Raw genomic sequence first — 25,517 nt, 5'->3', positions numbered from 1 at the left:
TCAAGGTCAACGCGGGCGACGGCGCGCGGGCCGGGCGGCGAGGAATCGCGAGGCGGTCTCGTGCGTTGACGTGGGTCGGATGGGATGCGGGCGTGTGCTGAGCAACCCGAGTGACCCGGCTGACAGGAAATGGGAGGGCCGCAATGGCTGCGCAGACACAGAGGGCCGTACTGGCGGGTGGATGCTTCTGGGGCATGGAGGAGCTGATCCGCCGGCTTCCGGGCGTGACGGCGACCCGGGTCGGATACACCGGGGGAGACGTGCCGAACGCGACGTACCGCGACCACGGCACGCACGCGGAGGCGATCGAGATCCTCTTCGACCCCGAGCGGACCGACTACCGCGCGCTCCTGGAGTTCTTCTTCCAGATCCACGACCCGAGCACGCGGAACCGCCAGGGCAACGACATCGGCCTCAGCTACCGCTCGGCGATCTACTACGTGGACGACGAGCAGAAGCGGATCGCCGAGGACACCATCGCGGACGTCGACGCCTCCGGTCTGTGGCCGGGCAAGGTCGTCACCGAGGTGGAGCCGGTCGGCCCCTTCTGGGAGGCCGAGCCCGAGCACCAGGACTACCTGCAGCGTTACCCCGACGGCTACACCTGCCACTTCCCGCGTCCGGGATGGCGGCTGCCCGCCCGGACCGAGGGCTGACGCGGCGCGGCCCGACGGCGGGCACGGGCCCGCCGCCGGACCGCCGGCGGCCGGTGTGGGCGCGCCCGGCCGCCAGTCCCGCCCGGCAGCCCCGGGGCACCGTCAGTGGGGGAGCGTCGCCGGGCTGCCGCCGTTCGCCTCGTAGCCCGCCACCGCCAGGGCGCGGTGGACCGCGAACTCCGCCGCCGGATCGGCGGACAGGGTCCAGGGCAGGGCGCCGACGTGGCCGTCGACGACGACCAGCTGGTTCATGGCCTCGGCCCAGCGCTCGCCGCGGACCAGGAAGAAGATCAACAGATGGCGGACGTGCGCCTGCATCGGGTCCCCGGGGCGGGCCGAGTGGACCGCGTGCAGAGCGCCGTGGACCGCCTTGGTGACGACCTCGCTCTGGTAGAAGCCCCTGACCAGATTGACCTCGGGCAGGTGCTCGAAGACCGCGAACAGCGGCATCGCCGCGAGGAGCGAGCCCTGCGGCGCGCGGGCCGCGGCGGCCTCCGCGAAGGAGTACGCCAGGTCCCGGGAGCCGTGCCACTTCTCGCACCAGTAGTGCAGGGCGGCCAGGTGCGCTCCCATGTGGTTCGGCGCGCGGTCGAGGATCTTCAGCCAGAGCTGCTCGAAGTCCTCGCGCGGATAACCGAGGCCCCGGGCCACCGACAGCTCGACGATGTACGGGACCGGGTCGCCGGGGGCGAGCAGGGCCGCCTCCGCACAGGCCGCCCTGGCCTCCTCCATGATGATGCGGAAGTCGTCCGTGCCGGGCGCCGCCGTCCGCCACGCCTGCTGCACCAGGAACTCGGCGTGCACGGCCGCGCCACCCGCGTCCTTCGGAGCCTGGGCCCGCCACACCCGCAGCCACTGCCCGCCCGGCGTCCCGCCGGCACCGCCCGGCCGCTGCCGCAGCTCCAGGGACGCGGCACCCGCGAAGGCCTGCACACGCTGCCAGCGCCGCTCGCCCTCCTTCTCCGTACCGGCGAGCAGCTGCTGCGCCCCCCGGTGGTCCTGCGTGCGCTGCACCAGGTCCAGGACCTCCAGCAGGTCGTGGTCGGGTCCGGGCATGCGGATGTCCAGCTCCTCCTCGCGGGCGAAGCCGTAGTTCGCGGGGTCGGCCGCGTCCGGGTGGCCGGGGGGCACCAGCCCCACCGCGCTCCGCCGGCGCCGCGAGAGTTGGAGCAGCACGAAGCCCAGCATGACCAGCGCCATCAGCAGCCAGAGAATCTCCATGTCTCCAGCGAACCAGACGGCGCCGACAATTGGCCAACCTGTGCCGCACCCCGGGGAGAACGCGCGGAGCCGTCCGCGCCGCTACCCTCGGTGCCCATGAGCGACAGGCAGATCAGTCAGCACTTCGAGACGCTCGCGATTCACGCGGGCAACACCGCCGACCCCCGGACGGGCGCGGTCGTCCCGCCGATCTACCAGGTGTCGACGTACAAGCAGGACGGCGTCGGCGGACTGCGCGACGGTTACGAGTACAGCCGCAGCGCCAATCCGACGCGCACGGCCCTGGAGGAGAACCTCGCCGCCCTGGAGGGCGGCCGTCGCGGCCTCGCCTTCGCGTCCGGACTGGCGGCCGAGGACTGCCTCTTGCGTACGCTGCTGAGCCCCGGCGACCACGTGGTGATCCCGAACGACGCGTACGGCGGCACCTTCCGGCTCTTCGCCAGGGTCGCCACGCGGTGGGGCGTGGAGTGGTCGGTGGCGGACACGGCCGACCCCGCCGCCGTGCGGGCCGCGCTCACCCCGAAGACCAAGGCCGTGTGGGTGGAGACACCCTCCAACCCGCTGCTCGGGATCACCGACATCGCCGCCGTCGCCGAGGTCGCCCGGGGCGCCGGCGCCCGGCTGGTCGTCGACAACACCTTCGCCACGCCGTACCTGCAGCAACCGCTGGCGCTCGGCGCGGACGTCGTCGTGCACTCCCTGACCAAGTACATGGGCGGCCACTCGGACGTCGTCGGCGGCGCGCTGGTCGTCGGCGACCAGGCACTGGGGGAGGAGCTGGCGTTCCACCAGAACGCGATGGGCGCGGTCGCCGGGCCCTTCGACTCCTGGCTGGTGCTGCGCGGCACCAAGACGCTCGCGGTCCGCATGGACCGGCACTGCGAGAACGCCACCGAGGTCGCCGACATGCTCTCCCGGCACGCGCGCGTGACGAGCGTGCTGTACCCGGGGCTGCCGGAGCACCCGGGGCACGAGGTCGCCGCCAAGCAGATGAAGGCGTTCGGCGGCATGGTGTCCTTCCGCGTCGAGGGCGGCGAGGAGGCGGCCGTCGAGGTCTGCAACCGCGCGAAGGTGTTCACGCTGGGCGAGTCCCTGGGCGGCGTCGAGTCGCTGATCGAGCACCCGGGCCGGATGACGCACGCCTCCACGGCCGGCTCGGCCCTGGAGGTGCCCGCCGACCTGGTACGGCTGTCGGTCGGTATCGAGAACGTCGACGACCTGCTCGCGGACCTCCAGCAGGCCCTGGGCTGAACCCGAGGGCTCACCAGCCCTCCCGGCCCGTCACGGGTGGGGTCGTCCGCGACGGCGGCGCCGCCCACGGCTGGACCGTCAGCGCCCACACCGTGAACGCCACGGCCGCGGCGCACAGCACCAGCCACAGCAGGCGGCGGGCCGCGGCCCTGCGCCGCAGCAACCGGCCCCCGCGGCGCACGGCGTCCGCGTACAGCTCGGGCGGCACCCGCGGGGGCGACTGCTCCATGATCCGCCGCGCCGCGGCCTCGCGCCCGGAGCGGTTCACCGGCGCCTGCCGGGGCGCCACGCGCGCGTGAAGGGCGCCGTACCGGCCGCCGCGCCCGTCACGGCGGCGCCGCCTTGGCCCCCGCCGCCGCGCGGGAGGGGCCGGGCGGCGGGTGCAGCAGGGTGGCCGTCGCGCGGTCGCAGATCGTGCGGACGCGTTCCACGGGCATGCCCAGCAGCGCGGCCGCCTGCACCTCGGCGACACCCTCGTGGAGCCTGAGCACCACAATCAGACGTTCCCGCGGGGTCAGGCCGCCCAGCGGACCGGCGGGGGACCTGCGGACCCGGCCGAGGCCGCCGCCGTAGCGGTGCCAGGCCGCGCGGGCGAAGCGGGCGGCCAGGTACTGGCGGGCCCGGTCGTACGGGTCCTCACCGTGCAGCCGGTCCCAGTCCGCGTACGTGCGGGCGAGGGAGAGCGCCAGCAGGCGCCGCGCGCACGGGTTGCCGGCCGGCGGTTCGGCCGTGAGCAGGGTGGCGGCATGCAGCAGCCGCCCTGCCGCCCCCGCGACGAACGCCTCGAACTCGCGGGCCCGGCGGGCACCGTGGGACGCATGCCGTTCTCGCACCGCGCCTCCCGCCCAGAGGGCGACGGCCCCTGGGTCTCGTACGACGACCCCCTGGGTCTCATATCAGGCCAGGGGCGGCACGCCGGTCAAGAGTTCGGTACGAACGAACCGCCCCGGAAAGCCCGCGGGACCTCTCAGGAAGCGGCCGGGGCCTCCTCGCCCGCCGCCCCGCCCGGCGGCGCCATACGCGCGGACAGGGCGCCGTTGAAGCGCGTGAGGAGCGTGCAGAACGCCTCGCGCTCCTCGGGCGCCCAGTCGTGGGTCAGTTCGGCCATGAGCTGACGCCGGGAGGACCGGACCTCCTCCAGCCGCGACTCGCCGCGCGGGGAGAGCTGGAGCACCACCGCGCGTCCGTCCTCGGGGTGCGAGGTGCGCTTGACGAGCCCGGTGTCGACGAGCGGCGCCACCTGCCGGGTGACCGTCGAGGAGTCGATGCCCATGCTCGCGGCGAGTGCCTTCACACCCATCGGGCCCTCTTTGTCGAGGCGGTTGAGCAGCAGGTAGGCGGCGCGGTCCATGGAGTTGCGCACCTGTCCGACCCCGCCGAGCCGGGTCTGTTCGGCACGACGGGCGAAGAGCGCCACCTCGTGCTGGAGCGTCTCGAGTAGACCGGTGTCACCGGCGGTCGTCATGTCCATCGACATTTCAGGTGTTGTGGGCATGGCCGGGGGCTCACTTCGTGGAGGGCTGCTAATTGGGGGACAGGGTACGCGGCCGGGCGGTGAGGCGTACCGGTGCTGGGGCAAAGCGGGGTCTCGGAGGTTGGTCACCACGACCTTGGACGTCCGTGAACTGCGATGCTGGAGGCATGAGCTACAGCACGGCCGCCCTCGTCGGACCCGTCACCCTCGACGACGTGCGCGGAGCACAGAAGATGCTCGCGGGGGTGGCGCGGGTGACGGCGATGGAGGGCAGCAGGCACCTGTCCCGGCTGGTCGGCGCGCCGGTGCACCTCAAGTGCGAGAACCTCCAGCGCACGGGTTCGTTCAAGCTGCGCGGCGCCTACGTCCGTATCGCCGGACTGCTGCCCGAGCAGCGGGCCGCCGGAGTGGTCGCGGCGAGCGCGGGCAACCACGCGCAGGGGGTGGCGCTGGCGTCGTCGCTGCTCGGAGTGCACTCGACGGTGTTCATGCCGAAGGGCGCCCCGCTGCCGAAGATCAGCGCGACCCGGGACTACGGCGCCGAGGTGCGGCTGCACGGACAGGTGGTCGACGAGACGCTGGCCGCCGCCCAGGAGTACGCGGAGCGGACGGGCGCGGTGTTCATCCACCCCTTCGACCACCCGGACGTCATCGCGGGCCAGGGCACGGTCGGGCTGGAGATCCTGGAGCAGTGCCCGGAGGTGCGGACCGTCGTGGTCGGTATCGGCGGGGGAGGCCTGGCGGCCGGGATCGCGGTCGCGGTGAAGGCGCTGCGGCCGGACGTGCGGATCGTGGGCGTGCAGGCCGAGGGCGCGGCGGCGTACCCGCCGTCACTGGCCGCGGGGCGTCCGGTGGCCGTCGAGAACCCGGCGACGATGGCCGACGGCATCCGGGTCGGGCGGCCCGGCGACGTGCCGTTCGGGATCGTCGGCGACCTGGTCGACGAGGTCCGTACGGTCTCCGAGGACGAGCTGTCCACCGCCCTGCTGCTGTGCCTGGAGCGGGCCAAACTGGTCGTCGAGCCGGCCGGGGCGAGTCCCGTGGCGGCACTGCTCAGCGAGCCGGGTGCCTTCGAGGGGCCCGTGGTGACGGTGCTGTCCGGGGGCAACGTGGACCCGGTGCTGATGCAGGGCGTGCTGCGGCACGGCATGGCCGCGCAGGGCCGCTACCTGGCGGTCCGGCTGCGCCTGACGGACCGGCCCGGCGCCCTCGCCACCCTGCTCGGGGTGCTGTCGGTGATCGACGCCAACGTCCTCGACGTGAGCCACGTCCGGACCGACCCACGGCTCGGGCTCACGGAGGCGGAGGTCGAACTGCACCTGGAGACGAAGGGCCCGGAGCACTGCGCCGAGGTCGACCGGGCGCTGCGCGAGGCGGGCTACCCCGTCATCGCCTGACCTCCGCCTTCCGGCTTCCGGCTTCCGCCCTCCCGCTTCCGTCTGCCGGCTTCCGGCTTCCGCCTTCTGCTCTCCGGCTTCCGGCTAGGGTGCATCGCGTGGCCGCGCTGGGGTCGGCCGTCACTCGTTCGAGTCATCGCATTGTGAGACGCGATACATCGCGTTATGGTTCGTCGTAATTCACTCGCTGAGCGCAGCGAAACGTACGAACCTAGGCTTTCCGAAGAATCCCCGACGACGTGGAGACTCATATGCCAGGCGCCATCCATGCCGAAGGCCTGGTGAAGACCTTCGGTGACGTAAGGGCTCTGGACGGCGTCGACCTCGACGTTCCCGAAGGCACGGTCCTCGGCCTGCTCGGGCCGAACGGCGCGGGCAAGACCACCGCCGTCCGCTGCCTGACGACCCTGCTCCGCCCCGACAGCGGCAAGGCGGTCGTCGCGGGCATCGACGTCCTCAAGCACCCCAACGAGGTCCGGCGCTCGATCGGCCTCTCCGGCCAGTTCGCCGCGGTCGACGAATACCTGACCGGCCGGGAGAACCTCCAGATGGTCGGCCAGCTCTACCAGATGCGGGCCGGCGCCGCGAAGGCCCGGGCCCGCGAGCTGCTCGACCAGTTCCACCTCACGGAGGCGGCCGACCGTCCCACGAAGACCTACTCGGGAGGCATGCGCCGCCGGCTCGACCTGGCGGCCGCCCTGGTCGTCTCCCCGCCCGTCATGTTCATGGACGAGCCGACGACCGGCCTCGACCCCCGCAACCGGCAGGAGCTGTGGGAGGTCATCAAGCAGCTCGTCTCCAGGGGGACCACCCTGTTGCTGACCACGCAGTACCTGGAGGAGGCCGACCACCTCGCGCACGACATCGCGGTCGTCGACCACGGCCGCGTCATCGCCCGCGGCACCTCCGACCAGCTCAAGGCCCGCACCGGGGGCGAGCGCGTCGAGGTCGTGGTCCACGAACGCGCCCACATGGGGACCGCCGCCGAGGTGCTCGACGGGTTCGGCAAGGGGGCGACCAGCGTCGAGGAGCACACCCGCAAACTCACCGTCCCCGTCACCGGCGGAGCCAAGCTGCTGGCCGAGGTCATCCGCGAACTCGACACCCGCGGCATCGAGATCGACGACATCGGCCTGCGCCGCCCCACCCTCGACGACGTCTTCCTCTCCCTCACCGGCCATGTGGCCGAGGCCGCGGGCGGCGACGGAGAGAAGGACCCGGTGGCCGGCGCCGGCCACGAGGACAAGAAGGAGGCCGCCAAGTGAGCACCCTCACCGAAACCGAAGCCGACACCGAGCCGTTCGCGGCGACCACCGACCCCGTCGCTCTTGTCCGCTCGGCTGAATCTCGTCCCAACTGGGCTTCCGGCCCCGGTCAGCGCCTGATCGCGGGGGAGGGGGGCGTCGCATGAGCATGGTCGCCGACTCGATGGTCATCGCCCGCAGGAACCTCATTCGGATGACCAGGATTCCCGAGATGGTCCTTTTCGGGGTCATCCAGCCAGTTATGTTCGTCATCCTGTTCACGTACGTCTTCGGCGGCTCGTTGAAGGTCGGCAACACAACCGACCCGGACGTCTACAAGAACTTCCTGATGGCCGGCATCTTTGCCCAGACGGTCACGTTCGCTACGGCCGGGTCAGCCGCCGGCATCGCGGACGACATGCAGAAGGGACTCGTGGACCGGTTCCGGTCGCTGCCGATGGCGCGCGGTGCCGTCCTGACGGGCCGCACTGTTGCCGACCTCGTCCAGACCTCGATCACCCTGCTTGTCCTGGCGGTCGTGGCCCTGATCGTGGGCTGGCGCACGGGCACGGGCGAGTCCACGAACCTGGCCCAGATTCTGGGTGGCTTCGGGCTCCTCCTGCTCCTCGGCTACTCCTTCACGTGGATCGGCGCACTGATCGGGCTGTCGGTCCGGACCCCCGAGGCCGCAACATCCGGCGGGATCATCTGGCTGTTCCCCGTCACCTTCGTCTCCAACGCCTTCGTCGACTCCAGCCAGATGACGCCCTGGCTCCAGCACGTGGCGGACTGGAATCCGTTCAGTGCGACCGTGCAGGCGTGCAGGGAGCTGTTCGGCAACCCCGGCGTCTCCACCTCGGACGCCTGGCCGATGGAGCATCCCGTCTGGGCCTCGGTGATCTGGTCCGTTCTGATCATCGTCGTCTTCCGGACCCTGGCCGTGCGGAAGTACCGGTCGGCGGACGGCTGAAGGCCCTGGCCGGGGTGAGCGCTTGGTTCCGTCCCCGAGGAGGTGTGTGCCGACTGGCCCGATCTGCCGGCCTGGCAGAAGGAGACCGACTCGGACATCTTCGAGGCCGTCGAAGACAGCCTGAAGTGAGCCGGCAGGTCAGCGAAGCAAGCGAGCCCCCGGCCAGTCGGCTGGGGGGCTCACTGCGGTGGCTGGAGCTGAACCCGAACGGTCAGTGGGACGGCTCGAAGACAGGACCGGGCTGGGGATGTCCGCCGCCTCATGACGAGGCCCCCGGCGTCGAAGGGGCACAGGACGCCGGGGGCCGGTCAGGGACGGATGGCCGGGCACACCGGCCGGCCCGGCAGGGTCAGCCGTTGTACGGCTCGGCCTTGAGGATCTTCACGGAGGCCGGCTTGCCGTTGGGCAGCTCGTACTGCGCGTCCTCGCCGACCTTGTGGCCGATGACGCCCGAGCCCAGCGGGGACTGCGGCGAGTAGGTCTCGATGTCCGAGCTCGCGTACTCGCGCGAGGCGAGCAGGAAGGTCAGCGTGTCGTCCTCGTCGCCGTCGAAGGCGATCGTGACGACCATGCCGGGGGCCACCGAGCCGTTCGCAGCCGGAGCCTCACCCACCTTGGCGCTCTCGAGCAGCTGGGTCAGCTGGCGCACACGGAGCTCCTGCTTTCCCTGCTCCTCCTTCGCCGCGTGGTACCCGCCGTTCTCGCGCAGGTCCCCCTCCTCGCGTGCCGCGGCGATCTTGGCAGAGATCTCGGTGCGCGCAGGACCAGTAAGGTATTCAAGCTCCTCCTTGAGCTTGTTGTACGCCTCCTGGGTCAGCCAGGTGACGTTCTCGCTGGTCTGGGTCACGGGTGCTCCTCGTTGGTACTGGGAATACAAATCAACGCCCTACCCAGAAGGATGTTCCTTCACGGAAGGGCGAAACCACGAGCCTAACAATTCAGTGGCCGAAGGGGGAGGACATAAGCCACCAGAATTCTGTTACCGCAGGTCAGCGCCCGCGGATTCGCGTCAACGGCCGCCTGGGGGATCAGTCCGCGTGGCAGCCGAGCAGCTCGGCCGACGTGCCCGCGGCCTTCGTCCGCAGGGTGACGACCTCGTCGACGCGCGTGTCGTCCCCGTCGAAGCGGAAGTCGGCCCGGCCTACCTCGTCGCCGTCCTCCGCCTGGGAGCGGACCGTGCAGTAGCCGGTGACACCGGCGTCCTTGCGGACTTCCAGGTGCACCTGCACCGAGTCCTCGGCCAGCTCGAAACCGATCAGCTCGCCGCTGATCTTGTTCTGACCGACGTAGTGGTAGCCGAACCAGCCGATCATCGCGAGCAGGACGGCGCCCAGCACCGCTCCGACGATCTTGAGTGTCCGGTCGGCCCGTTCGTCCGAGGAGCGGCCGTACCGGCTCTCGGGCGGGCGCGTGCTCGCCGTACTCATGATCGTCCTCTCGGCCGCCGCCGGTCTTCCCGGGCTCCGGAATTATTCCGCTCCCGATTCGGTCACTATAGAAGCCGCCACCCGCCACCCGACCGCCGCCCCTCACGGACGTCCCTGCCGGGCGGCACCCATTGGATCGCGCCGCTGCACACGGGCGCCGACTGACCGAGGATTGAGTCTTGACTGACCAGCTGCGACTGATGGCCGTCCACGCCCACCCCGACGACGAGTCGAGCAAGGGCGCGGCCACCATGGCGAAGTACGTGTCCGAAGGAGTGGACGTGCTGGTCGTGACCTGCACGGGCGGGGAGCGCGGCTCCATCCTCAACCCCAAGCTCCAGGGCGACGCGTACATCGAGGAGCACATCCACGAGGTCCGCAAGAAGGAGATGGACGAGGCCCGGGAGATCCTGGGCGTCAAGCAGGAGTGGCTCGGCTTCGTCGACTCCGGCCTGCCCGAGGGCGACCCGCTGCCGCCGCTGCCGGAGGGCTGCTTCGCCCTGGAGGACGTCGACAAGGCGGCCGGTGAGCTGGTGCGGAAGATCCGCTCCTTCCGTCCCCAGGTGATCACCACCTACGACGAGAACGGCGGCTACCCGCACCCCGACCACATCATGACCCACAAGATCTCGATGGTGGCCTTCGAGGGCGCGGCCGACACCGAGAAGTACCCCGAGGCGGAGTACGGACCGGCGTACCAGCCGGTGAAGGTGTACTACAACCAGGGCTTCAACCGCCCCCGCACCGAGGCGCTGCACCACGCGCTGCTGGAGCGTGGCCTGGAGTCGCCGTACGGGGACTGGCTCAAGCGCTGGTCGGAGTTCCAGCGCAAGGAGCGCACGCTCACCACGCACGTGCCGTGCGCCGAGTTCTTCGAGATCCGTGACAAGGCGCTGATCGCCCACGCCACGCAGATCGACCCCGACGGGGGCTGGTTCCGGGTGCCGATGGAGATCCAGAAGGAGGTCTGGCCCACCGAGGAGTACGAGCTGGCCAAGTCCCTCGTGGACACCTCCCTCCCCGAGGACGACCTCTTCGCGGGCGTCCGGGACAATGCCTGACATGAGTGCAAGCGCAAGCCTGGCAATGACGCACCTGGTCACTCTCGCCGAACTCGACGAGGACAAGGTCACCCCCGGTGTCCTCGGGTTCGTCGTCTTCGCGGTGATGGCCCTGGCGGTGTGGGGCCTGATGCGGTCCATGAGCCGGCACATGAACAAGGTGGACTTCAAGGAGGCGCCGGACCCGGAGGCGGAGCCCTCCGGCCGGGCGGAGCCCCGGAAGGGGTGACGCCGGGCACCGCCCACCTCGCCCCGACGCCGGTGCGCGCCGGGGCGAGGCCGACGCCCCGGCGCTGACGCGCGCCTCCCCGACCGTTCGCGCGCCGGGGAGGCACGACCGCGCGGCCGGAAGGCCGGTGGCCGGGAGGACCCTGGGGTACCGGGCGGCTTGTGCCCGGTCATGGGGAAAGGACGTTCCAGCGCTGTCAGACGGCTCCCAGGTCGACAGCGACGGAGAAGGGCGCAGCAGTCTTGATCGCGCCGGTGAACATCTCGCCGTCCCTGTAAGCCTTGGTGGCGGGGTCGAGGACATAGGTGTAGACGAGGGGGACACCGGTGGCGGCCTGCTCGACCCGCCAGTAGAAGGGGATGCCGGCTTTGGCGTACTGGTCCACTTTCACGATTCGGTCGGTGGTTTCCGAACCGGGCGACACGACCTCGACGACCAGGAGCACGTGCTCGGGGCGGGTGGGCGTGAGGTCGATGGTCTCCGCCCGGTAGACGATGACGTCCGGACGGCGGTTGGTGAGCGGAACATCCTGCAGGCGGACGTCGAATCCCGTGTCGGCGTTCCAGTCCGGGCCCGCGGCGGCGTCCAGGGCATTGGCCAGGATTCGGGCCAGCCGGTTGTGCCGCTTGGAGGCGCTCGGGCTCACGACGACCATTCCGTCCACGATCTCGATGCCGGTGCACTGCTCCTCGGACCAGGAGTCGTACTGCTCCGCGCTGACCTGCGTGTGCATCCACGCGGGCGCCACCATTTCGGCGGTCATGGTGTACCTCCTTCGAGGAGCCTCGGCAGGTCCGGCGCTGCTGCGCCAAGCCTACTGTTCCGAGGTGTCGGGCCGCCCGACTCGGAGGAACGCCGGGTGAGGTCCGGCGCCGATCCCGAGGGGTAGGAGCCGCCCACCACGTGATGGCTCACCAGTGCGATTCAGCCGGGCGGGGCGGGCCCGCGGGGGTTTCACCGGTCGGGCCAGGCGTGGTGAGAGGCATGCACGTATGAACCGGCTGGCTGGCGTGACCTCGCCTTATGTGCGCCAGCACGCTGATGAGCCGGTCCACTGGTGTCGGCGCCCTCCGCCCCGTTTGTGGTGCTGCCCCTGTGGCGCATGGGTGGGGCAGAGGCCGGTGCGCAAGGATGGGGGTATGCCCAACCGACTCGCGCAGGCCACGTCCCCGTACCTCCTCCAGCACGCGGACAACCCCGTTGACTGGTGGCCCTGGGAGACCGACGCGTTCGAAGAAGCCCGGCGGCGCGATGTCCCCGTGTTCTTGAGCGTCGGCTACAGCGCTTGCCACTGGTGTCACGTCATGGCGCACGAGTCCTTCGAGGACGACGACACCGCTGCGTACATGAACGAGCACTTCGTGTCCGTCAAGGTCGACCGCGAGGAGCGCCCCGACGTCGACGCCGTCTACATGGAGGCCGTGCAGGCCGCCACCGGACAGGGCGGCTGGCCCATGTCCGTGTTCATGACGCCGGACGGGGAGCCCTTCTACTTCGGCACCTACTTCCCGCCCGAGCCCCGGCACGGCATGCCGTCCTTCCGTCAGGTGCTGCACGGCGTCCACCAGGCCTGGGCGGAACGGCGGGGCGAGGTGACCGACGTCGCCGGGAAGATCGTGCGGGACCTCGCCGGACGGGAGATCTCCTACGGCGACGCGCAGGCGCCCGGCGAGGCGGAACTCGGGCAGGCGCTGCTCGGGCTGACCCGGGAGTACGACCCGCAGCGCGGCGGGTTCGGCGGGGCGCCGAAGTTCCCGCCGTCCATGGTCGTCGAGTTCCTGCTGCGCCACCACGCCCGCACCGGCGCCGACGGCGCGCTGGAGATGGCGCGCGACACCTGCGAGCGGATGGCGCGCGGCGGAATCTACGACCAGCTGGGCGGCGGCTTCGCCCGCTACTCCGTGGACCGCGAGTGGGTGGTGCCCCACTTCGAGAAGATGCTGTACGACAACGCCCTGCTGTGCCGCGTCTACGCCCACCTGTGGCGTGCCACCGGGTCGGACCTCGCCCGCCGGGTCGCGCTGGAGACCGCCGACTTCATGGTGCGTGAACTGCGCACCGCCGAGGGCGGCTTCGCCTCCGCGCTGGACGCGGACAGCGACGACGGCACGGGCCGGTCCGTCGAGGGTGCCCACTACGTGTGGACGCCCGCGCAGCTCACCGAGGTCCTCGGGGCCGACGACGCGGAACTCGCCGCCCGGTACTTCGGCGTGACCCAGGAGGGCACGTTCGAGCACGGGTCCTCCGTGCTCCAGCTGCCGCAGCAGGAGGGCGTGTTCGACGCCGGGCGGATCGCCTCGGTCAGGGAGCGGCTGCTCGCCGCCCGGGACGCGCGTCCCGCCCCGGGCCGGGACGACAAGGTGGTCGCCGCCTGGAACGGTCTGGCGATCGCCGCGCTCGCCGAGACGGGCGCCTACTTCGAGCGCCCCGACCTGGTGGAGGCCGCCGTCGCCGCCGCCGACCTGCTGGTGCGGCTGCACCTCGACGAGCAGGCGCGGCTCTTCCGCACCAGCAAGGACGGCCGGGCGGGGGCGCACGCCGGGGTGCTGGAGGACTACGCGGACGTGGCGGAGGGCCTCCTCGCGCTGGCCTCGGTCACCGGGGAGGGCGTCTGGCTGGACTTCGCCGGGCTGCTGCTCGACCACGTCCTCACCCGCTTCACTGACGACTCCGGTTCCCTGTACGACACCGCGGCCGACGCGGAGCGGCTGATCCGCCGCCCGCAGGACCCCACGGACAACGCCACCCCGTCCGGCTGGACCGCCGCCGCGGGCGCCCTGCTCTCCTACGCCGCCCACACCGGCTCCGAGCCGCACCGCACCGCCGCCGAGCGTGCCCTGGGCGTCGTGAAGGCGCTCGGTCCGCGGGTGCCGCGGTTCGTCGGCTGGGGGCTGGCCGTCGCGGAGGCGCTGCTCGACGGGCCGCGTGAGGTGGCCGTCGTCGCGCCTGAGCCGGGCGACCGTGCGGCGCAGGGCCTGCACCGCACGGCACTCCTGGGGACGGCCCCCGGCACCGTCGTCGCCTTCGGCACCGAGGGGAGCGACGAGTTCCCCTTGCTGGCCGGCCGGCCGCTGGTGGGCGGCGCCCCGGCCGCGTACGTCTGCCGGAACTTCACCTGCGACGCGCCGACGACCGATCCGGAACGGCTGCACGCGGCCCTGACCGGGTGAAACGGTCAGGGCGCCACGGCGGGGGCCGTCGGGTGGCGGAGCGCTGCTGGACGCGGCAGTTGCGCGGGCCCGCCACGGCGGAGCCCGCGCCGCCCGCTCGGCGGGGCCGCTACGGGGCCGCTAGTAGGCGACGAGCGAGATACCCACGTAGTGCGCGATGAAGGCCGCCAGGGTGAAGGAGTGGAAGACCTCGTGGAAGCCGAACCAGCGGGGTGAGGGGTTGGGCCGCTTGATGCCGTAGATCACGCCGCCCGCGCTGTAGAGGAGGCCGCCCACGATCACCAGGACCAGTACGGCGACGCCGCCGGCCCGCATGAAGTCCGGGAGGTAGAAGACGGCCGCCCAGCCCATGGCGAGGTAGCAGGGGGTGTAGAGCCAGCGCGGGGCGCCGACCCAGAAGACGCGGAAGAGGATGCCCGCCGCCGCGGCGGCCCAGATGCCCCACAGCAGCCACTGCCCCTCGGCCTCCGGGAGCAGGAGCATCGTGAGCGGGGTGTAGGTGCCCGCGATGATCAGGAAGATGTTGGCGTGGTCGAGACGGCGCAGGATGCCGTCCATCCGGGGGCTCCAGTCGCCCCGGTGGTACAGCGCGCTGACGCCGAACAGCAGGCAGGCCGTCAGGACGTAGATCCCGCAGGCGAGGCGGCCTTCGGACGTCTCGGCGCGGGCGGTGAGCACCAGCCCCGCGACCAGGACGGCCGGGAACATGCCCAGGTGCAGCCAGCCGCGCAGCTTCGGTTTGACCGGGTGGGGAAGGGAGAGCGCCACAGGGCCGCGGCCGGCGGCCGGTGTGTCCCTAGGCGCGTCGGGGACGGACGCAGTCATGGCGGCATCGTACCTACGGGACCGTAAGTTACGTATCAGTACGGACGCTCGTCGACGCTGGGTGATCATCGTCTCACGGAGTACCCCGCACCGCATCCCTCAAAAGTCCCGGCATCCCCCGAAGGTCCCGGCGCGGACACGTGGCGATCCTCACGCCGCTCAGGTGTGACGCCCTCTGGACAGATGGGCGCTCACGTCGGATGATCAAATGAGTGCGGTCGGCACCGGATGAGCACCCAAGAGGTCGACGTCACGCATCCGGGTCGCAGCCCCCACGGGGCCTCCCAACAAAAAAACCCCTCATTTAGGAGCAATCGTGGCGCGCGACATCGCTGCTCCCCCCGTCCCCACCCACCACCGGGAGCTGATCTCGTGGGTGAACGAGATCGCCGAACTGACCCAGCCGGACGAAGTGGTCTGGTGCGACGGATCCGAGGCCGAGTACGACCGTCTGTGCGGGGAGCTGGTCGAGAAGGGCACCTTCCGCAAGCTCGACCCGATCAAGCGCCCCAACTCCTACTACGCGGCCTCCGACCCCTCCGACGTCGCGCGCGTCGAGGACCGGACCTTCATCTGCTCCGCCAAGGAGGAGGACGCCGGCCCGACCAACCACTGGAAGGACCCCGCCGAGATGCGGGAGATCTTCACCGGTGACGAGGGCCTGTTCCGCGGCTCCATGCGCGGCCGGACCATGTACGTCGTGCCCTTCTGCATGGGCCCCCTCGGTTCGCCGCTCTCCGCGCTGGGCGTCGAGATCACCGACTCCGCGTACGTCGCCGTCTCCATGCGCACCATGACCCGCATGGGACAGCCGGTCCTGGACGAACTCGGCGACGAGGGCTTCTTCGTCAAGGCCGTGCACACCCTCGGCGCCCCGCTGGCCGAGGGCCGGGAGGACGTCCCGTGGCCCTGCAACAGCACCAAGTACATCTCGCACTTCCCCGAGGACCGCGAGATCTGGTCCTACGGCTCCGGCTACGGCGGCAATGCCCTGCTCGGCAAGAAGTGCTACGCCCTGCGCATCGCCTCCGTCATGGCCCGCGACGAGGGCTGGCTCGCCGAGCACATGCTCGTCCTGAAGCTGACCCCGCCCACCGGTGAGCCCAGGTACGTCGCCGCCGCCTTCCCGTCGGCCTGCGGCAAGACCAACCTCGCCATGCTGGAGCCCACGATCTCGGGCTGGACCGTGGAGACCATCGGCGACGACATCGCCTGGATGCGCTTCGGCGAGGACGGCCGCCTCTACGCCATCAACCCCGAGGCCGGCTTCTTCGGTGTCGCACCCGGCACCGGCGAGCACACCAACGCCAACGCCATGAAGACCCTGTGGGGCAACTCCGTCTTCACCAACGTCGCCCTCACCGACGACAACGACGTGTGGTGGGAGGGGATGACCGAGGAGACGCCCGCCCACCTCACCGACTGGAAGGGCGACGACTGGACCCCCGAGTCCGGCACCCCGGCCGCGCACCCCAACGCCCGCTTCACCACGCCCGCCGCGCAGTGCCCGATCATCGCGCCGGAGTGGGAGGACCCCAGGGGCGTGCCGATCTCGGCGATCCTCTTCGGCGGGCGCCGCGCCACCGCCGTACCGCTGGTCACCGAGTCCTTCGACTGGAACCACGGCGTCTTCCTCGGCGCCAACGTGGCCTCCGAGAAGACCGCCGCCGCCGAGGGCAAGGTCGGCGAGCTGCGCCGCGACCCCTTCGCCATGCTGCCGTTCTGCGGCTACAACATGGGCGACTACATGGGGCACTGGGTCGACGTGGCCAAGGACCGGGACCAGTCCAGGCTGCCGAGGATCTACTACGTCAACTGGTTCCGCAAGGACGACGAGGGCAGGTTCGTCTGGCCCGGCTTCGGCGAGAACGGCCGTGTCCTGAAGTGGATCGTGGAGCGCCTGGAGGGCAGGGCCGACGGCGTCGAGACCCCGATCGGCGTGCTGCCGACCAAGGAGTCCCTGGACACCGACGGCCTCGACCTCGCCGACGCCGACCTGGACTTCCTGCTCAGCGTCGACAAGGAGGTGTGGCGCGAGGAGGCGGCGCTCGTCCCCGAGCACCTGAACACCTTCGGCGACCACACGCCCGCCGAGCTGTGGGACCAGTACCGGGCGCTGGTGCGGCGCCTGGGCTGAGCACCGCCACCGCCAGACTCCGTGGCCGGTCCGACTAGCCCTGACCCGCGAAGTCGTCACGAAGGCCGGTCACGAGGGGGCCTTTCCGCGCTCCAGTAGCTCAGCAGTACCCCGGAGGGCGGAAAGGCCCCGCTCGGGCCGGGTCGCCGCACAACGGCGTGCGGAGGACCCGGCCCTTCGGCGTTGGCGGCCCCCCGGTCGCCGTTCAGCCCGAGCGGTCCTCCAGGTACCGCGTGTGGGTCTCCTGCCGCCGCGCCTCGGCCTCCCGCAACCGGTCCGTCAGCTCCCCCGCCTCCTCCCGGAGGAGGGTGAGCTGCCGTTCCAGGTGCCGCTCGGGCGGTTGCTGCCCCGGCGCCATCCGCGTCCACCAGCGGGCCCGCACATAGGCGTCCACCGCCTCCGGCACGTCCTGCCGCACCGCCCGCGACACCGCGTGCACGCCGTCCGGATCGGCCGCCAGCACCTCGGCGACCCAGCCTGGTTCCAGCAGCGCCTCCAGCAGGCCGGTCAGCTCACCGAGGCGCTCCCCGGCGCCCGGCGGCAGCTCGACGTCGGCCAGGTAGACGCGCAGCCGCCCGAAGTCGCCGCGCACCTCCTCCAGCTGCGCCGAGGCGTCGGGGAAGTCGGGCGGCGCGGGCCGCTCCGGCGGGGCGAGCAGCGCGCCGGCGCCGTACAGGCCGGCGACGACCACGGGCCAGTACGGTCCCGCCACCCCCGTGAAGGTCAGCACCACGCCCACCAGCCCGCAGGCACTGCCGGTCAGGTTCTTGCGGGACTCCAGGTACGCCCAGACGCCGCCACCCTCACTGGTAGCCACGGATCTCCTCGAAGGCGCCGTCCAGCGAGCCCTTCTGGGCGTCGAAGAGCCGGCCGCCGGTCAGCTCGGCGATGTGGGCCAGCTCCGCGCGGTCGGAGTCGCCGAAGACGACGGGGAAGACCGGGATCTCCCGCCGGGCCGCGCTCAGCGAACCGTAGAAGCGGTCGAAGTCGGCGGCTCCGGCGCCGGTGGTGTTCTCGCCGTCCGTCATCAGGACGATCGACGTGAACGTGTCCCCGCCGCTGCCGAGGTGGTCGTACGCCTTCTCCAGCGAGCTGTAGACCGCGGTGTCGCCCTGGGCGGTCAGGCGCTCGGTGTCCCGGCGGATGCCGTCCAGTCCGGCCTGCGGGTCGGCGGGGTCCACGACGTGGGTCGTCACCCGTTTCACGTCGGACCCGAACGGCATCAGCGTCACCTCCTCGCGGTCGCGGAAGTCGCCGGTGAGGGCGGTGAGCGACTGCTTCAGGCGGCGCAGCCGGTCGCCCTCCATCGAACCGGAGGTGTCGAGGACGTACACCGTCCGGGACGGGCGGCGCAGCTCGTTCTCGTAGGCGTCGAGCAGGCCGTCCGCCACGGACCGGGTGCCCGGGGAGGGCAGTTCGCGCCGTCGGCCGGTGTCCAGGCCGGGCTCGGGCGGCACGGCGGCGTTGACCGGGCGGCGGTGCGTGCGGCGGGTGATCTCCCGCTGGACGTCCTCCGTGCGCAGTGCCTCGGTGACGCGGCGGACGTCCTCGCGGGTGGCGGCGTTCGTCGAGGCGAGGGTGGAGAGCGGGTAGTCGGCGGTGAGCACGCCGTCGGTGGGGCGGATGACGGTGAGGCCGTCGATGCCCTTCAGGACGGACTCGTAGTTGAACAGCGCGTCCACGTTCCCGCGCCGCCGGTAGGCCGCCGCCAGCCAGCCCGACGAGCCCGAGGTCAGCTTCTGGCCGGTGAAGAACTCCTTCAGCCGCGGCGTCGCCTTCGCCACGTCCGCGTCCGTGAGCGCGGACTGCGCTCCGGAGAGCGCGGAGGCGACCGAGACGAGGGTGGCGAAGCCGGAGTTGGAGCGGGCCGGGTCGGTCATGCCGTAGGTGAGCTTCCCGGCGGCAACGGCCCGCTCCACGTCGGACCAGGTGACCCGACCCGGCTGCCAGCCCAGCTCCCGCGCGGCGGCCTCCTTCACACCGATGGCGACGGGACTGGTCATCACCGGCGTCTCGGACACGACCCGCTTCGCCGCCTCGGGCCGCAGGCGCAGCGAGTCGTTGGACGACAGCCACACGGCGTCGTACGTGCCGTCCGTCCCGCCCTTCGCCAGCAGGTCGACGGCGTCGAGGGTGCCGATGGGGGTGAGGCGGACGGTGACGCCGGTGTCCTCGCGGACCCGCTCCAGGATCGGGGCCATGTCCGTCAGCTCGCTGGAGGCCAGGACCCGCAGGGTGCCGGGCTCGGCGGTGCCGGGGGCACCGGGGGTCGGCGCGCCGTCCGTCGTGTCCTCCTGCGTGGTGCAGGCGGTCAGGAGGGCGAGCGCGGCGAGGCACCCGGCCAGGACGCGTCTCATGCGAGGCCCCCTTCGTGGGACTCCAGCCGGCCCTGCGCACGGCTGCGCTCCAGATACGCGCTCGCGTGCTGGAGTTCGCCCGTGAGCGACTCCACGGTCGCCGCCATCGCCTCCGTGGCCTGGACCTTGTAGGTGTCGATGGCGTCGAGGGTGCGGTAGATCTGCTGGAAGGCGCCGCGCAGGGTCTCCGCCCCGACGGCCGGGTCGGCGGCGATGCGCTGGATCTCCCCGCTCTGCGTGGCGAGCATCTCCGCGTTGCCCCGGATCAGTTCCTCGGTCGTCCCGCGCAGCGCGTTGACCTGCTCGACGACCTTCTTCTGGTGGTCCAGCGCGGAGGCCAGCATCACGGAGATCCGCAACGCCGACACCGTGGTCGTGGCCGCCCGGTCGACGCCCTTGATCAGCTCCTCGTTGTTGCGGCGCACGACGTCCATGGCGAGGTAGCCCTGCGCGCACACGGCGAGCTGGGTGAGCAGGTCCTGGTGCTTCTGCCGGACCGGGAAGAGGACGTCCGCGCGCAGGGCGTCGGCGGCCTGCGGGTCGGCCGGCTCCACCTCTGCGACGTGCCGCTCGACGGCCGTGTCCAGGGCCTCGGTGAGCACGACGTACTCCTGGAGCTTGCCCATGGTCTCCCACAGGCGGACCCGCTCGGTCTGCAGCGCCGCGCTGTCGCGCCGCAGTTCGTCCTGGCCGCCGCGCAGCGAGCCCACGATCCCGTTGAGGGTGCCCTGGGCGGAGGCGTACTTGGCGACGTGGTCGCGCAGCCGGTTGCCGCCGGGCAGCCGGGACAGCCATCTGCGGCCCTTGGCGGCGGGCAGGTCGCGCGGGTCGAGGTCCTCCACCACGCGCCGCAGCTCCACGAGCGAGCCCGCGACCCGCGCCTGGGCGTCGTCGCCCCGGTCGGGCAGGCTGCGCACGGTCCGCTCCAGCATCCGGTTGGACTGCGCGGCGGCGGTGCGCATCTCGGCGGCGCCGAGCCCGGTGATCTCGCCGACCTTGCCGGCGAACTCCGGCGAGCGGGCGTCGAGCGCGGCAAGGTCCTCGACGTAGGCGGCGGCCTTGCGCTCCATGTCGGCGCGGGCCCCCTCGTCGACGGGCACGAGTCCGCCGGCCTTCTCCCGGGGTACGGGGGCCACGGGCTCGGGCGGCGTGAGTGTGAGCGTGAAGTCGTTTCCGGTGCCGGTCACGTGGACGGTCCCCCTGTCATCCGCGCGCCCGGCGGGCCATCTCGTGCAGCACCCCGGAGGTGGGCACGGGCGCCTGCCGGACGCCGGTCAGCTGCTGGTTGAGAAACGCGGTGTGGGCGTCGGTCGCCCTGGCGAACTCGACGCCCGCGCCCTGCGGCCGGAAGCCGTGCCGCACGGCCAGGTCCCGCAGCTCCGGGTCGGCGACGAGGAGTTCACCGAGCGCGCGGCCCTCCTCGGTCAGCGGTACGACGGTGTGGTCGCTGGTGGCGGTGGTGTCCGGGTACAGGACGGTCAGGTCCCCGACGGTGTCGCCGCCCTCCCGCAGCAGCGCGGCGACCTGCGACTCGTACGCCAGCACCAGCGGTTCCCCGACACCGCTCGTGAAGTCCCGGAACGCCTGGTCCGAACTGGACTTCTGGGCGCCCTGGACCTGGACCAGCTTGCGCATCAGGGGCGCGGTCCGGTCCAGGTCGGCGTCGCTCGCGACCACCCGGTCGCCGTTCGCCACGTAGGAGGCGGCGGCCAGGTACAGGGCGCCGGAGTTGGAGGTCTCCGGGTCGGTGGTCGCGACGTACACCGTGCCGGTCAGCTCGCCGTACTTCTCGGCACCCTTCAGCTGCTGCCAGGTGCGGTCGGCGCGGGCCGCCTCCAGGAAGGCGCCCATCTTCAGGGTGCCGCCCCTGCTGCGGTCGAGCGCGGCGAGCCCGTTGTCCGCGAGCACCTGGGCGGCGTTGCGGTGGGCCACCACGACCAGCGGCGAGTAGAAGGGCCGGGGCAGCGGCTTGCGCACGCCGTGCTGGTCGGCGAGTTCGTCGGCCGGTGCCTGGCTGGACGGGAAGGCGAGGTCGTAGCCCTTGAGGTCGAGCTCCTCCATCGCCCACGACCCGGAGGTCTCCGCCCGTACGGTGTAGCCCTTGGCGGCGAGGGCGTCCACCACGTCGGGGTCGGTGAAGAACGCCGCCTTCTCCGACCCGATCACCGCGCGCACGGTCTTCGTTGCCGCGCCCTTGTCCTCCGATTCCCGGCCCGCGACGACGGCTGCCACCACTCCGCCGATCAGCAGGACCGCGAGGACGATTCCCGTTATCCGTCTCACACGCGGAGCATCCCTGCGGAACCCAACGTTCCGTGGCGCCCCGGGTGAACGAGAGGTGTCCGGGCCATACCGGTATGCAACAGGAACGCCCCGCTCCGGCGGTGCCGGAGCGGGTCTCCTGCGCGCGGTCCGCCCGCGGGGAGGGGGTGTGTGGCACCCGGTCCGCGCGTCGCTGCGGGTGCGCGCGGACCGGGGCCGTCAGGGGGAGCCCGGAGGGCTCAGGGGGACGCGAGTTCGCGCGGCTCAAGGGCCGCGGCGTGCGCGTCCATGCGCTGGGCGGTCAGGATCGCGACCGCCGTGTCGGCGTTGGAGGCCGCCACCACCAGGGCCCGGCTCGCCAGGGTGTGCGCCCGCCGGTGCAGGGCCGCCAGGTGCGGCTCGGGGAGGGCCGCGGTCATCGGCACGCGGACCGGCGCCCGCCCTCCCCGCAGCCGGGCCACCTGCTCGGCGAGCCGGTCGGCGGCGGTGTCCAGGTCGGGGGAGGGGGCCAGTGCGCGCAGCTCGTCCGTGGCGGTGAGCAGTGCCGCGAGATGGCCCGCGAGCTGGATGTCCAGCTCTTCCTCCCGGGACCGGTGGGGAAGGTCCGAGGTGCTGCCGGCCATCGTGCTGTGGACGGACCTGGTACGGATCGGTTCGTACATGGGATGGCCTCCTGAGTTCTTCAGGAAACCATCCTACATTGGATTCAATCTAAAGTTGAGAAGGGTCAGGTTCTGGCTCGAGTTCGGCTGGGCTCGGGGCGGAGCGGAGGGGGCGCAGGCGGGGCGGGGCGGGTTCCGGGTCGGCCGGGGTCAGGGCTGGCTGTAACCGTGCAGGAAGTTCCCGATCCGGTCGACCGCCTCGCGCAGATCCCCGGCCGTCGGCAGGGTCACCACCCGGAAGTGGTCGGGTTCGGGCCAGTTGAATCCGGTGCCCTGGACGACCATGATCTTCTCCTGGCGCAGCAGGTCCAGGACCATCCGCCGGTCGTCCTTGATCTTGAAGACCTTGGGGTCGAGCCGCGGGAAGAGGTACAGCGCGCCCTTCGGCTTCACGCAGGTCACCCCCGGGATGCCGGTCAGCGCCTCGTGGGCGGCGTCCCGCTGCTCCCGCAGCCGCCCGCCGGGCAGCACCAGCTCGTTGACGGTCTGCCGCCCGCTGAGCGCGGCGACCACGCCGTGCTGGCCCGGCATGTTGGCGCACAGCCGCATGTTCGCCAGGACCGTCAGGCCCTCGATGTAGGACTCGGCGTGCGCGCGCGGCCCCGAGATCGACATCCACCCCACCCGGTAGCCGGCCACCCGGTACGCCTTCGACATGCCGTTGAAGGTGAGCGTGAGCAGGTCCGGGGCGATCGCGGCGGTCGGGGTGTGGGTGGCCTCGTCGTAGAGGATCTTGTCGTAGATCTCGTCGGAGCAGACCAGCAGGTTGTGCCGGCGGGCGATGTCGGTCAGCCCGCGCACCATCGCCTCGTCGTACACCGCGCCGGTGGGGTTGTTCGGATTGATGATCACGAGCGCCTTGGTGCGGTCGGTGATCTTCCGCTCCACGTCCGCCAGGTCCGGCATCCAGTCCGACTGCTCGTCGCAGCGGTAGTGCACCGCGGTGCCGCCGGAAAGGGAGACGGCGGCCGTCCACAGGGGGTAGTCGGGCGCCGGGACGAGGACCTCGTCCCCGTCGTCCAGCAGACCCTGCATCGCCATCACGATCAGCTCGGAGACGCCGTTGCCGATGAAGACGTGCTCGACGTCCGTCTCGATGCCGAGGGTCTGGTTGTGCATGACGACGGCCCGGCGCGCCGCCAGCAGGCCCTTCGCGTCGCCGTAGCCGTGGGCCGTCGACACGTTGCGGAGGATGTCCTCCAGGATCTCCGGCGGGCACTCGAAGCCGAAGGCGGCCGGGTTGCCGGTGTTCAGCTTGAGGATGCGGTGCCCGGCCGCCTCCAGCCGCATCGCCTCCTCGAGCACCGGGCCCCGGATCTCGTAACAGACGTTGGCGAGCTTGGTCGACTGGGTCACCTGCATGTGCGTGAGCTTACGACCCGATTGCGTGGAACGGGTCGTGTCTTCCGCCACGTGAGACGTGTGGTTCGCGTGGATTGTCCCAAGCCGCCGCCGAACCGCGGGTGAACCACCGGGGGACTGCCGCCCAGCGCCGCGGGTGAACCGCCGGCGGCTCGCCCGCCGCGGGAGCCGGGTGGCCGGCCGACGGCTCCCGCCGGGGAGCTACCGCGGAGTCCGCCGCACCGAACGCCCCGCCAGTACGTCCGTCCGCCGCCCGTCCCGCATCACGAACCGCCCGTCGACCAGCACGTACGGGATGCCCACCGGGAGCCGGCGCGGGTCCCGGTACGTGCTGCCGGCCGCGACCGTCGCCGGGTCGAAGAGCACCAGGTCGGCCCGGTGGCCCTCGCGGACCAGCCCGCGGTCCGGCAGCCGCAGCCGGGCCGCCGGGCGCGAGGTGAGGTGGGCGACGCACTCCTCCAGCGACAGCACGCCCAGCTCGCGCACGTAGTGGCCGAGGTAGTGCGGGAAGGTGCCGTAGGCGCGCGGGTGCGGCTTGCTGCCCCGGAGGATGCCGTCCGAGCCGCCGGTGTGGACGCGGTGCTGCATGATCGCGCGGACGTTCTCCTCGTGGCCGACGTGCTGGAGGATGGTCGGCGCCAGCCGGTCGGTCAGCAGCAGCCGGCGGGCCACCGCCCACGGGGTCTCGCCGCGCAGCCCGGCCGACTCCAGGACCGTGCGGCCGACGTACTCGGCGAGCGCCGGTTCGGTCACGCCGGAGATCTCGATCGTCTCCCACTCCACCGGCACGCCGTGGCAGCCGTCGGAACCGGTCACCTCCAGGTGGTGCCGGACGCGCTCGGCGGTCTCGTCGTCCGCCAGCCGCCTCAGGACCGCCTCCGGCCCGCCCTCGCTCGCCCAGCTCGGCAGCAGCGCCACGAGGGTGGTGCAGCCCGGGGTGTAGGGGTAGGTGTCGAGGGTGATGTCGGCGCCGGCGTCCAGCGCCGTGTCCAGCAGGGCCAGCAGCTCGGGCGCCCGGCCCTCGTTGACGCCGAAGTTCATGGTGGCGTGGGCCAGGTGCAGCGGGCAGCCCGCCTCCCGGGTCAGCTCGACCATCTCCTCGTACGCCCGCAGCGCGCCCGCCCCGTACGAGCGGTGGTGCGGGCAGTAGTAGCCGCCGTACGACGCCACCACCCGGCACAGCTCGGTCAGCTCGGCGTCCTCGGCGTACATCCCGGGCGTGTAGGTCAGCCCGGACGACATGCCGACCGCGCCCTGCTCCATGCCCTCGGCGACCAGCCGCCGCATCCGCTCCAGCTCGGCTCCGGTCGCCGCCCGGTCCTCCCAGCCCACGGCGAGCGCCCGGACGGTGCCCTGCGGGATCAGGTAGGCGGCGTTGACCGCGATGCCCCGGTCGAGCCGGTCCAGGTACTCGCCGACCGACCGCCAGTCGAAGTCGATGTCGTCTCCGGGGCCGTTCCACCCGGCGATCGCGCGGCGCACCTCGCCGAGGGTGCGGTCGTCGACCGGGGCGTACGACAGGCCGTCCTGGCCGATGACCTCCAGGGTCACGCCCTGCGCGGCCTTGGCGCTGTGGTCGGGGTCGCGCAGCAGCGCCAGGTCGCTGTGGGCGTGCATGTCGATGAAACCGGGGGACAGGACCAGGCCCTCGGCGTCCAGTTCCTGCCGGGCCGCGGGGCGCTGGCAGCCGGCGGCCGCCGCCTCCTTGACGATCGACACGATCCGGCCGCCGTCGATCACGACGTCGGCGCGGTAGGAGGCGGCGCCGGAGCCGTCCACCACGTCCGCGTCCCGGATGACCAGCTCGTCCAT

25 protein-coding genes are annotated in these 25,517 nt (G+C 71.9%); 10 read left to right on the top strand and 15 right to left on the bottom strand.

What is annotated here, in order from left to right; translation table 11 throughout:
* Positions 1-143: 143 nt before the first annotated feature.
* The gene (gene msrA, locus ACVV2G_RS05685; RefSeq protein ID WP_453841473.1) at positions 144-656 is read left to right on the top strand and encodes a peptide-methionine (S)-S-oxide reductase MsrA; all 513 of its coding nucleotides are present in this window, start codon (positions 144-146) and stop codon (positions 654-656) included.
* Between the two features lie 102 nt (positions 657-758).
* Here the strand turns inward: msrA and ACVV2G_RS05680 are convergent, their stop codons facing one another.
* Complete coding sequence (locus ACVV2G_RS05680) at positions 759-1,877, bottom strand: hypothetical protein (protein WP_453841472.1); 1,119 nt, start codon at positions 1,875-1,877, stop codon at positions 759-761.
* Between the two features lie 96 nt (positions 1,878-1,973).
* Here ACVV2G_RS05680 and ACVV2G_RS05675 point away from each other — a divergent pair, with 96 nt between their 5' ends.
* Positions 1,974-3,128 carry a cystathionine gamma-synthase gene (locus ACVV2G_RS05675; protein WP_453841471.1) on the top strand — a complete coding sequence of 385 codons (1,155 nt, stop codon included), beginning with the start codon at positions 1,974-1,976 and terminating at the stop codon, positions 3,126-3,128.
* Positions 3,129-3,138: 10 nt separating this feature from the next.
* Here ACVV2G_RS05675 and ACVV2G_RS05670 read toward each other — a convergent pair whose 3' ends face one another.
* The 3 genes from ACVV2G_RS05670 to ACVV2G_RS05660 form a co-directional block, all read right to left on the bottom strand.
* Positions 3,139-3,396, bottom strand: a complete 258-nt coding sequence (locus ACVV2G_RS05670; RefSeq protein WP_453841470.1) for a hypothetical protein — start codon at positions 3,394-3,396, stop codon at positions 3,139-3,141.
* 58 nt (positions 3,397-3,454) lie between these two features.
* Positions 3,455-3,961 (bottom strand): sigma factor-like helix-turn-helix DNA-binding protein, encoded by a 507-nt coding sequence (locus ACVV2G_RS05665; RefSeq protein ID WP_453841469.1) that lies wholly within the window; start codon positions 3,959-3,961, stop codon positions 3,455-3,457.
* 134 nt (positions 3,962-4,095) lie between these two features.
* Positions 4,096-4,605, bottom strand: a complete 510-nt coding sequence (locus ACVV2G_RS05660) for a MarR family winged helix-turn-helix transcriptional regulator (protein ID WP_453841468.1) — start codon at positions 4,603-4,605, stop codon at positions 4,096-4,098.
* 164 nt (positions 4,606-4,769) lie between these two features.
* Between ACVV2G_RS05660 and ilvA the strand changes: the two genes are divergently transcribed.
* The 4 genes from ilvA (at position 4,770) to ACVV2G_RS05640 (ending at position 8,213) form a co-directional block, all read left to right on the top strand.
* Positions 4,770-5,999: a threonine ammonia-lyase gene (gene ilvA, locus ACVV2G_RS05655; protein WP_453841467.1), complete on the top strand. Its 1,230-nt coding sequence runs from the start codon at positions 4,770-4,772 to the stop codon at positions 5,997-5,999.
* A 251-nt stretch (positions 6,000-6,250) separates the two neighbouring features.
* On the top strand, positions 6,251-7,264 hold the full coding sequence (locus ACVV2G_RS05650; RefSeq protein ID WP_453841466.1) for an ATP-binding cassette domain-containing protein: 1,014 nt from the start codon (positions 6,251-6,253) through the stop codon (positions 7,262-7,264).
* A complete protein-coding gene (locus ACVV2G_RS05645; protein ID WP_453841465.1) occupies positions 7,261-7,410 on the top strand; it encodes a hypothetical protein in 150 nt (49 codons plus the stop codon). Before ACVV2G_RS05650 ends, ACVV2G_RS05645 begins: the two co-directional genes overlap by 4 nt.
* Positions 7,407-8,213 (top strand): ABC transporter permease, encoded by an 807-nt coding sequence (locus ACVV2G_RS05640; protein ID WP_453841464.1) that lies wholly within the window; start codon positions 7,407-7,409, stop codon positions 8,211-8,213. The genes ACVV2G_RS05645 and ACVV2G_RS05640 overlap by 4 nt, the downstream gene beginning before the upstream one ends.
* Positions 8,214-8,562: 349 nt before the next feature.
* Here the strand turns inward: ACVV2G_RS05640 and greA are convergent, their stop codons facing one another.
* Both greA and ACVV2G_RS05630 read right to left on the bottom strand, forming a co-directional pair.
* Positions 8,563-9,060, bottom strand: a complete 498-nt coding sequence (gene greA, locus ACVV2G_RS05635; protein ID WP_053136288.1) for a transcription elongation factor GreA — start codon at positions 9,058-9,060, stop codon at positions 8,563-8,565.
* A 181-nt stretch (positions 9,061-9,241) separates the two neighbouring features.
* Positions 9,242-9,640, bottom strand: a complete 399-nt coding sequence (locus tag ACVV2G_RS05630; RefSeq protein ID WP_453841463.1) for a DUF4307 domain-containing protein — start codon at positions 9,638-9,640, stop codon at positions 9,242-9,244.
* A 179-nt stretch (positions 9,641-9,819) separates the two neighbouring features.
* Between ACVV2G_RS05630 and mca the strand changes: the two genes are divergently transcribed.
* Both mca and ACVV2G_RS05620 read left to right on the top strand, forming a co-directional pair.
* Entirely contained in the window at positions 9,820-10,701 is an 882-nt protein-coding gene (mca, locus tag ACVV2G_RS05625) for a mycothiol conjugate amidase Mca (protein WP_453841462.1), read from the top strand.
* On the top strand, positions 10,694-10,930 hold the full coding sequence (locus tag ACVV2G_RS05620; RefSeq protein ID WP_453841461.1) for a hypothetical protein: 237 nt from the start codon (positions 10,694-10,696) through the stop codon (positions 10,928-10,930). The genes mca and ACVV2G_RS05620 overlap by 8 nt, the downstream gene beginning before the upstream one ends.
* Before the next feature lie 196 nt (positions 10,931-11,126).
* Here ACVV2G_RS05620 and ACVV2G_RS05615 read toward each other — a convergent pair whose 3' ends face one another.
* Complete coding sequence (locus ACVV2G_RS05615; protein ID WP_453841460.1) at positions 11,127-11,693, bottom strand: Uma2 family endonuclease; 567 nt, start codon at positions 11,691-11,693, stop codon at positions 11,127-11,129.
* A 376-nt stretch (positions 11,694-12,069) separates the two neighbouring features.
* Here ACVV2G_RS05615 and ACVV2G_RS05610 point away from each other — a divergent pair, with 376 nt between their 5' ends.
* Positions 12,070-14,100, top strand: coding sequence for a thioredoxin domain-containing protein (locus tag ACVV2G_RS05610; RefSeq protein WP_453841459.1), 2,031 nt, complete (start codon positions 12,070-12,072; stop codon positions 14,098-14,100).
* Between the two features lie 120 nt (positions 14,101-14,220).
* Here ACVV2G_RS05610 and trhA read toward each other — a convergent pair whose 3' ends face one another.
* Positions 14,221-14,925: a PAQR family membrane homeostasis protein TrhA gene (trhA, locus tag ACVV2G_RS05605; protein ID WP_453841458.1), complete on the bottom strand. Its 705-nt coding sequence runs from the start codon at positions 14,923-14,925 to the stop codon at positions 14,221-14,223.
* A gap of 316 nt (positions 14,926-15,241) precedes the next feature.
* Between trhA and ACVV2G_RS05600 the strand changes: the two genes are divergently transcribed.
* Positions 15,242-17,062: a phosphoenolpyruvate carboxykinase (GTP) gene (locus tag ACVV2G_RS05600; protein WP_453841457.1), complete on the top strand. Its 1,821-nt coding sequence runs from the start codon at positions 15,242-15,244 to the stop codon at positions 17,060-17,062.
* Between the two features lie 205 nt (positions 17,063-17,267).
* Here the strand turns inward: ACVV2G_RS05600 and ACVV2G_RS05595 are convergent, their stop codons facing one another.
* The 7 genes from ACVV2G_RS05595 to ACVV2G_RS05565 all read right to left on the bottom strand — a co-directional run bounded on the left by ACVV2G_RS05595 (position 17,268) and on the right by ACVV2G_RS05565 (position 25,517).
* Positions 17,268-17,879 (bottom strand): hypothetical protein, encoded by a 612-nt coding sequence (locus ACVV2G_RS05595; RefSeq protein WP_453841456.1) that lies wholly within the window; start codon positions 17,877-17,879, stop codon positions 17,268-17,270.
* Positions 17,866-19,419 carry a vWA domain-containing protein gene (locus tag ACVV2G_RS05590; protein ID WP_453841455.1) on the bottom strand — a complete coding sequence of 518 codons (1,554 nt, stop codon included), beginning with the start codon at positions 19,417-19,419 and terminating at the stop codon, positions 17,866-17,868. Before ACVV2G_RS05590 ends, ACVV2G_RS05595 begins: the two co-directional genes overlap by 14 nt.
* The gene (locus tag ACVV2G_RS05585; protein WP_453841454.1) at positions 19,416-20,606 is read right to left on the bottom strand and encodes a toxic anion resistance protein; all 1,191 of its coding nucleotides are present in this window, start codon (positions 20,604-20,606) and stop codon (positions 19,416-19,418) included. The genes ACVV2G_RS05590 and ACVV2G_RS05585 overlap by 4 nt, the downstream gene beginning before the upstream one ends.
* A 16-nt stretch (positions 20,607-20,622) precedes the next feature.
* A complete protein-coding gene (locus tag ACVV2G_RS05580) occupies positions 20,623-21,702 on the bottom strand; it encodes a substrate-binding domain-containing protein (protein ID WP_453841453.1) in 1,080 nt (359 codons plus the stop codon).
* A 218-nt stretch (positions 21,703-21,920) separates the two neighbouring features.
* Positions 21,921-22,343, bottom strand: a complete 423-nt coding sequence (locus ACVV2G_RS05575; RefSeq protein ID WP_453841452.1) for an SCO4983 family protein — start codon at positions 22,341-22,343, stop codon at positions 21,921-21,923.
* Positions 22,344-22,493: 150 nt separating this feature from the next.
* Positions 22,494-23,705 carry a pyridoxal phosphate-dependent aminotransferase gene (locus ACVV2G_RS05570; RefSeq protein WP_453841451.1) on the bottom strand — a complete coding sequence of 404 codons (1,212 nt, stop codon included), beginning with the start codon at positions 23,703-23,705 and terminating at the stop codon, positions 22,494-22,496.
* Between the two features lie 201 nt (positions 23,706-23,906).
* A complete protein-coding gene (locus tag ACVV2G_RS05565; RefSeq protein ID WP_453841450.1) occupies positions 23,907-25,517 on the bottom strand; it encodes an N-acyl-D-amino-acid deacylase family protein in 1,611 nt (536 codons plus the stop codon).

It is taken from the genome of Streptomyces sp. JK94 (assembly GCF_053613315.1).
This window is presented reverse-complemented; position numbering and strand designations above follow the sequence as displayed.

Coding starts and splice junctions, on each gene's coding strand:
- msrA (WP_453841473.1), top strand. CDS start 144: ATGGCTGCGCAGACACAGAGGGCCGTACTGGCGGGTGGATGCTTCTGG.
- ACVV2G_RS05680 (WP_453841472.1), bottom strand. CDS start 1,877: ATGGAGATTCTCTGGCTGCTGATGGCGCTGGTCATGCTGGGCTTCGTG.
- ACVV2G_RS05675 (WP_453841471.1), top strand. CDS start 1,974: ATGAGCGACAGGCAGATCAGTCAGCACTTCGAGACGCTCGCGATTCAC.
- ACVV2G_RS05660 (WP_453841468.1), bottom strand. CDS start 4,605: ATGTCGATGGACATGACGACCGCCGGTGACACCGGTCTACTCGAGACG.
- ilvA (WP_453841467.1), top strand. CDS start 4,770: ATGAGCTACAGCACGGCCGCCCTCGTCGGACCCGTCACCCTCGACGAC.
- ACVV2G_RS05650 (WP_453841466.1), top strand. CDS start 6,251: ATGCCAGGCGCCATCCATGCCGAAGGCCTGGTGAAGACCTTCGGTGAC.
- ACVV2G_RS05640 (WP_453841464.1), top strand. CDS start 7,407: ATGAGCATGGTCGCCGACTCGATGGTCATCGCCCGCAGGAACCTCATT.
- ACVV2G_RS05630 (WP_453841463.1), bottom strand. CDS start 9,640: ATGAGTACGGCGAGCACGCGCCCGCCCGAGAGCCGGTACGGCCGCTCC.
- ACVV2G_RS05620 (WP_453841461.1), top strand. CDS start 10,694: ATGCCTGACATGAGTGCAAGCGCAAGCCTGGCAATGACGCACCTGGTC.
- ACVV2G_RS05615 (WP_453841460.1), bottom strand. CDS start 11,693: ATGACCGCCGAAATGGTGGCGCCCGCGTGGATGCACACGCAGGTCAGC.
- ACVV2G_RS05610 (WP_453841459.1), top strand. CDS start 12,070: ATGCCCAACCGACTCGCGCAGGCCACGTCCCCGTACCTCCTCCAGCAC.
- trhA (WP_453841458.1), bottom strand. CDS start 14,925: ATGACTGCGTCCGTCCCCGACGCGCCTAGGGACACACCGGCCGCCGGC.
- ACVV2G_RS05590 (WP_453841455.1), bottom strand. CDS start 19,419: ATGAGACGCGTCCTGGCCGGGTGCCTCGCCGCGCTCGCCCTCCTGACC.
- ACVV2G_RS05575 (WP_453841452.1), bottom strand. CDS start 22,343: ATGTACGAACCGATCCGTACCAGGTCCGTCCACAGCACGATGGCCGGC.
- ACVV2G_RS05570 (WP_453841451.1), bottom strand. CDS start 23,705: ATGCAGGTGACCCAGTCGACCAAGCTCGCCAACGTCTGTTACGAGATC.
- ACVV2G_RS05565 (WP_453841450.1), bottom strand. CDS start 25,517: ATGGACGAGCTGGTCATCCGGGACGCGGACGTGGTGGACGGCTCCGGC.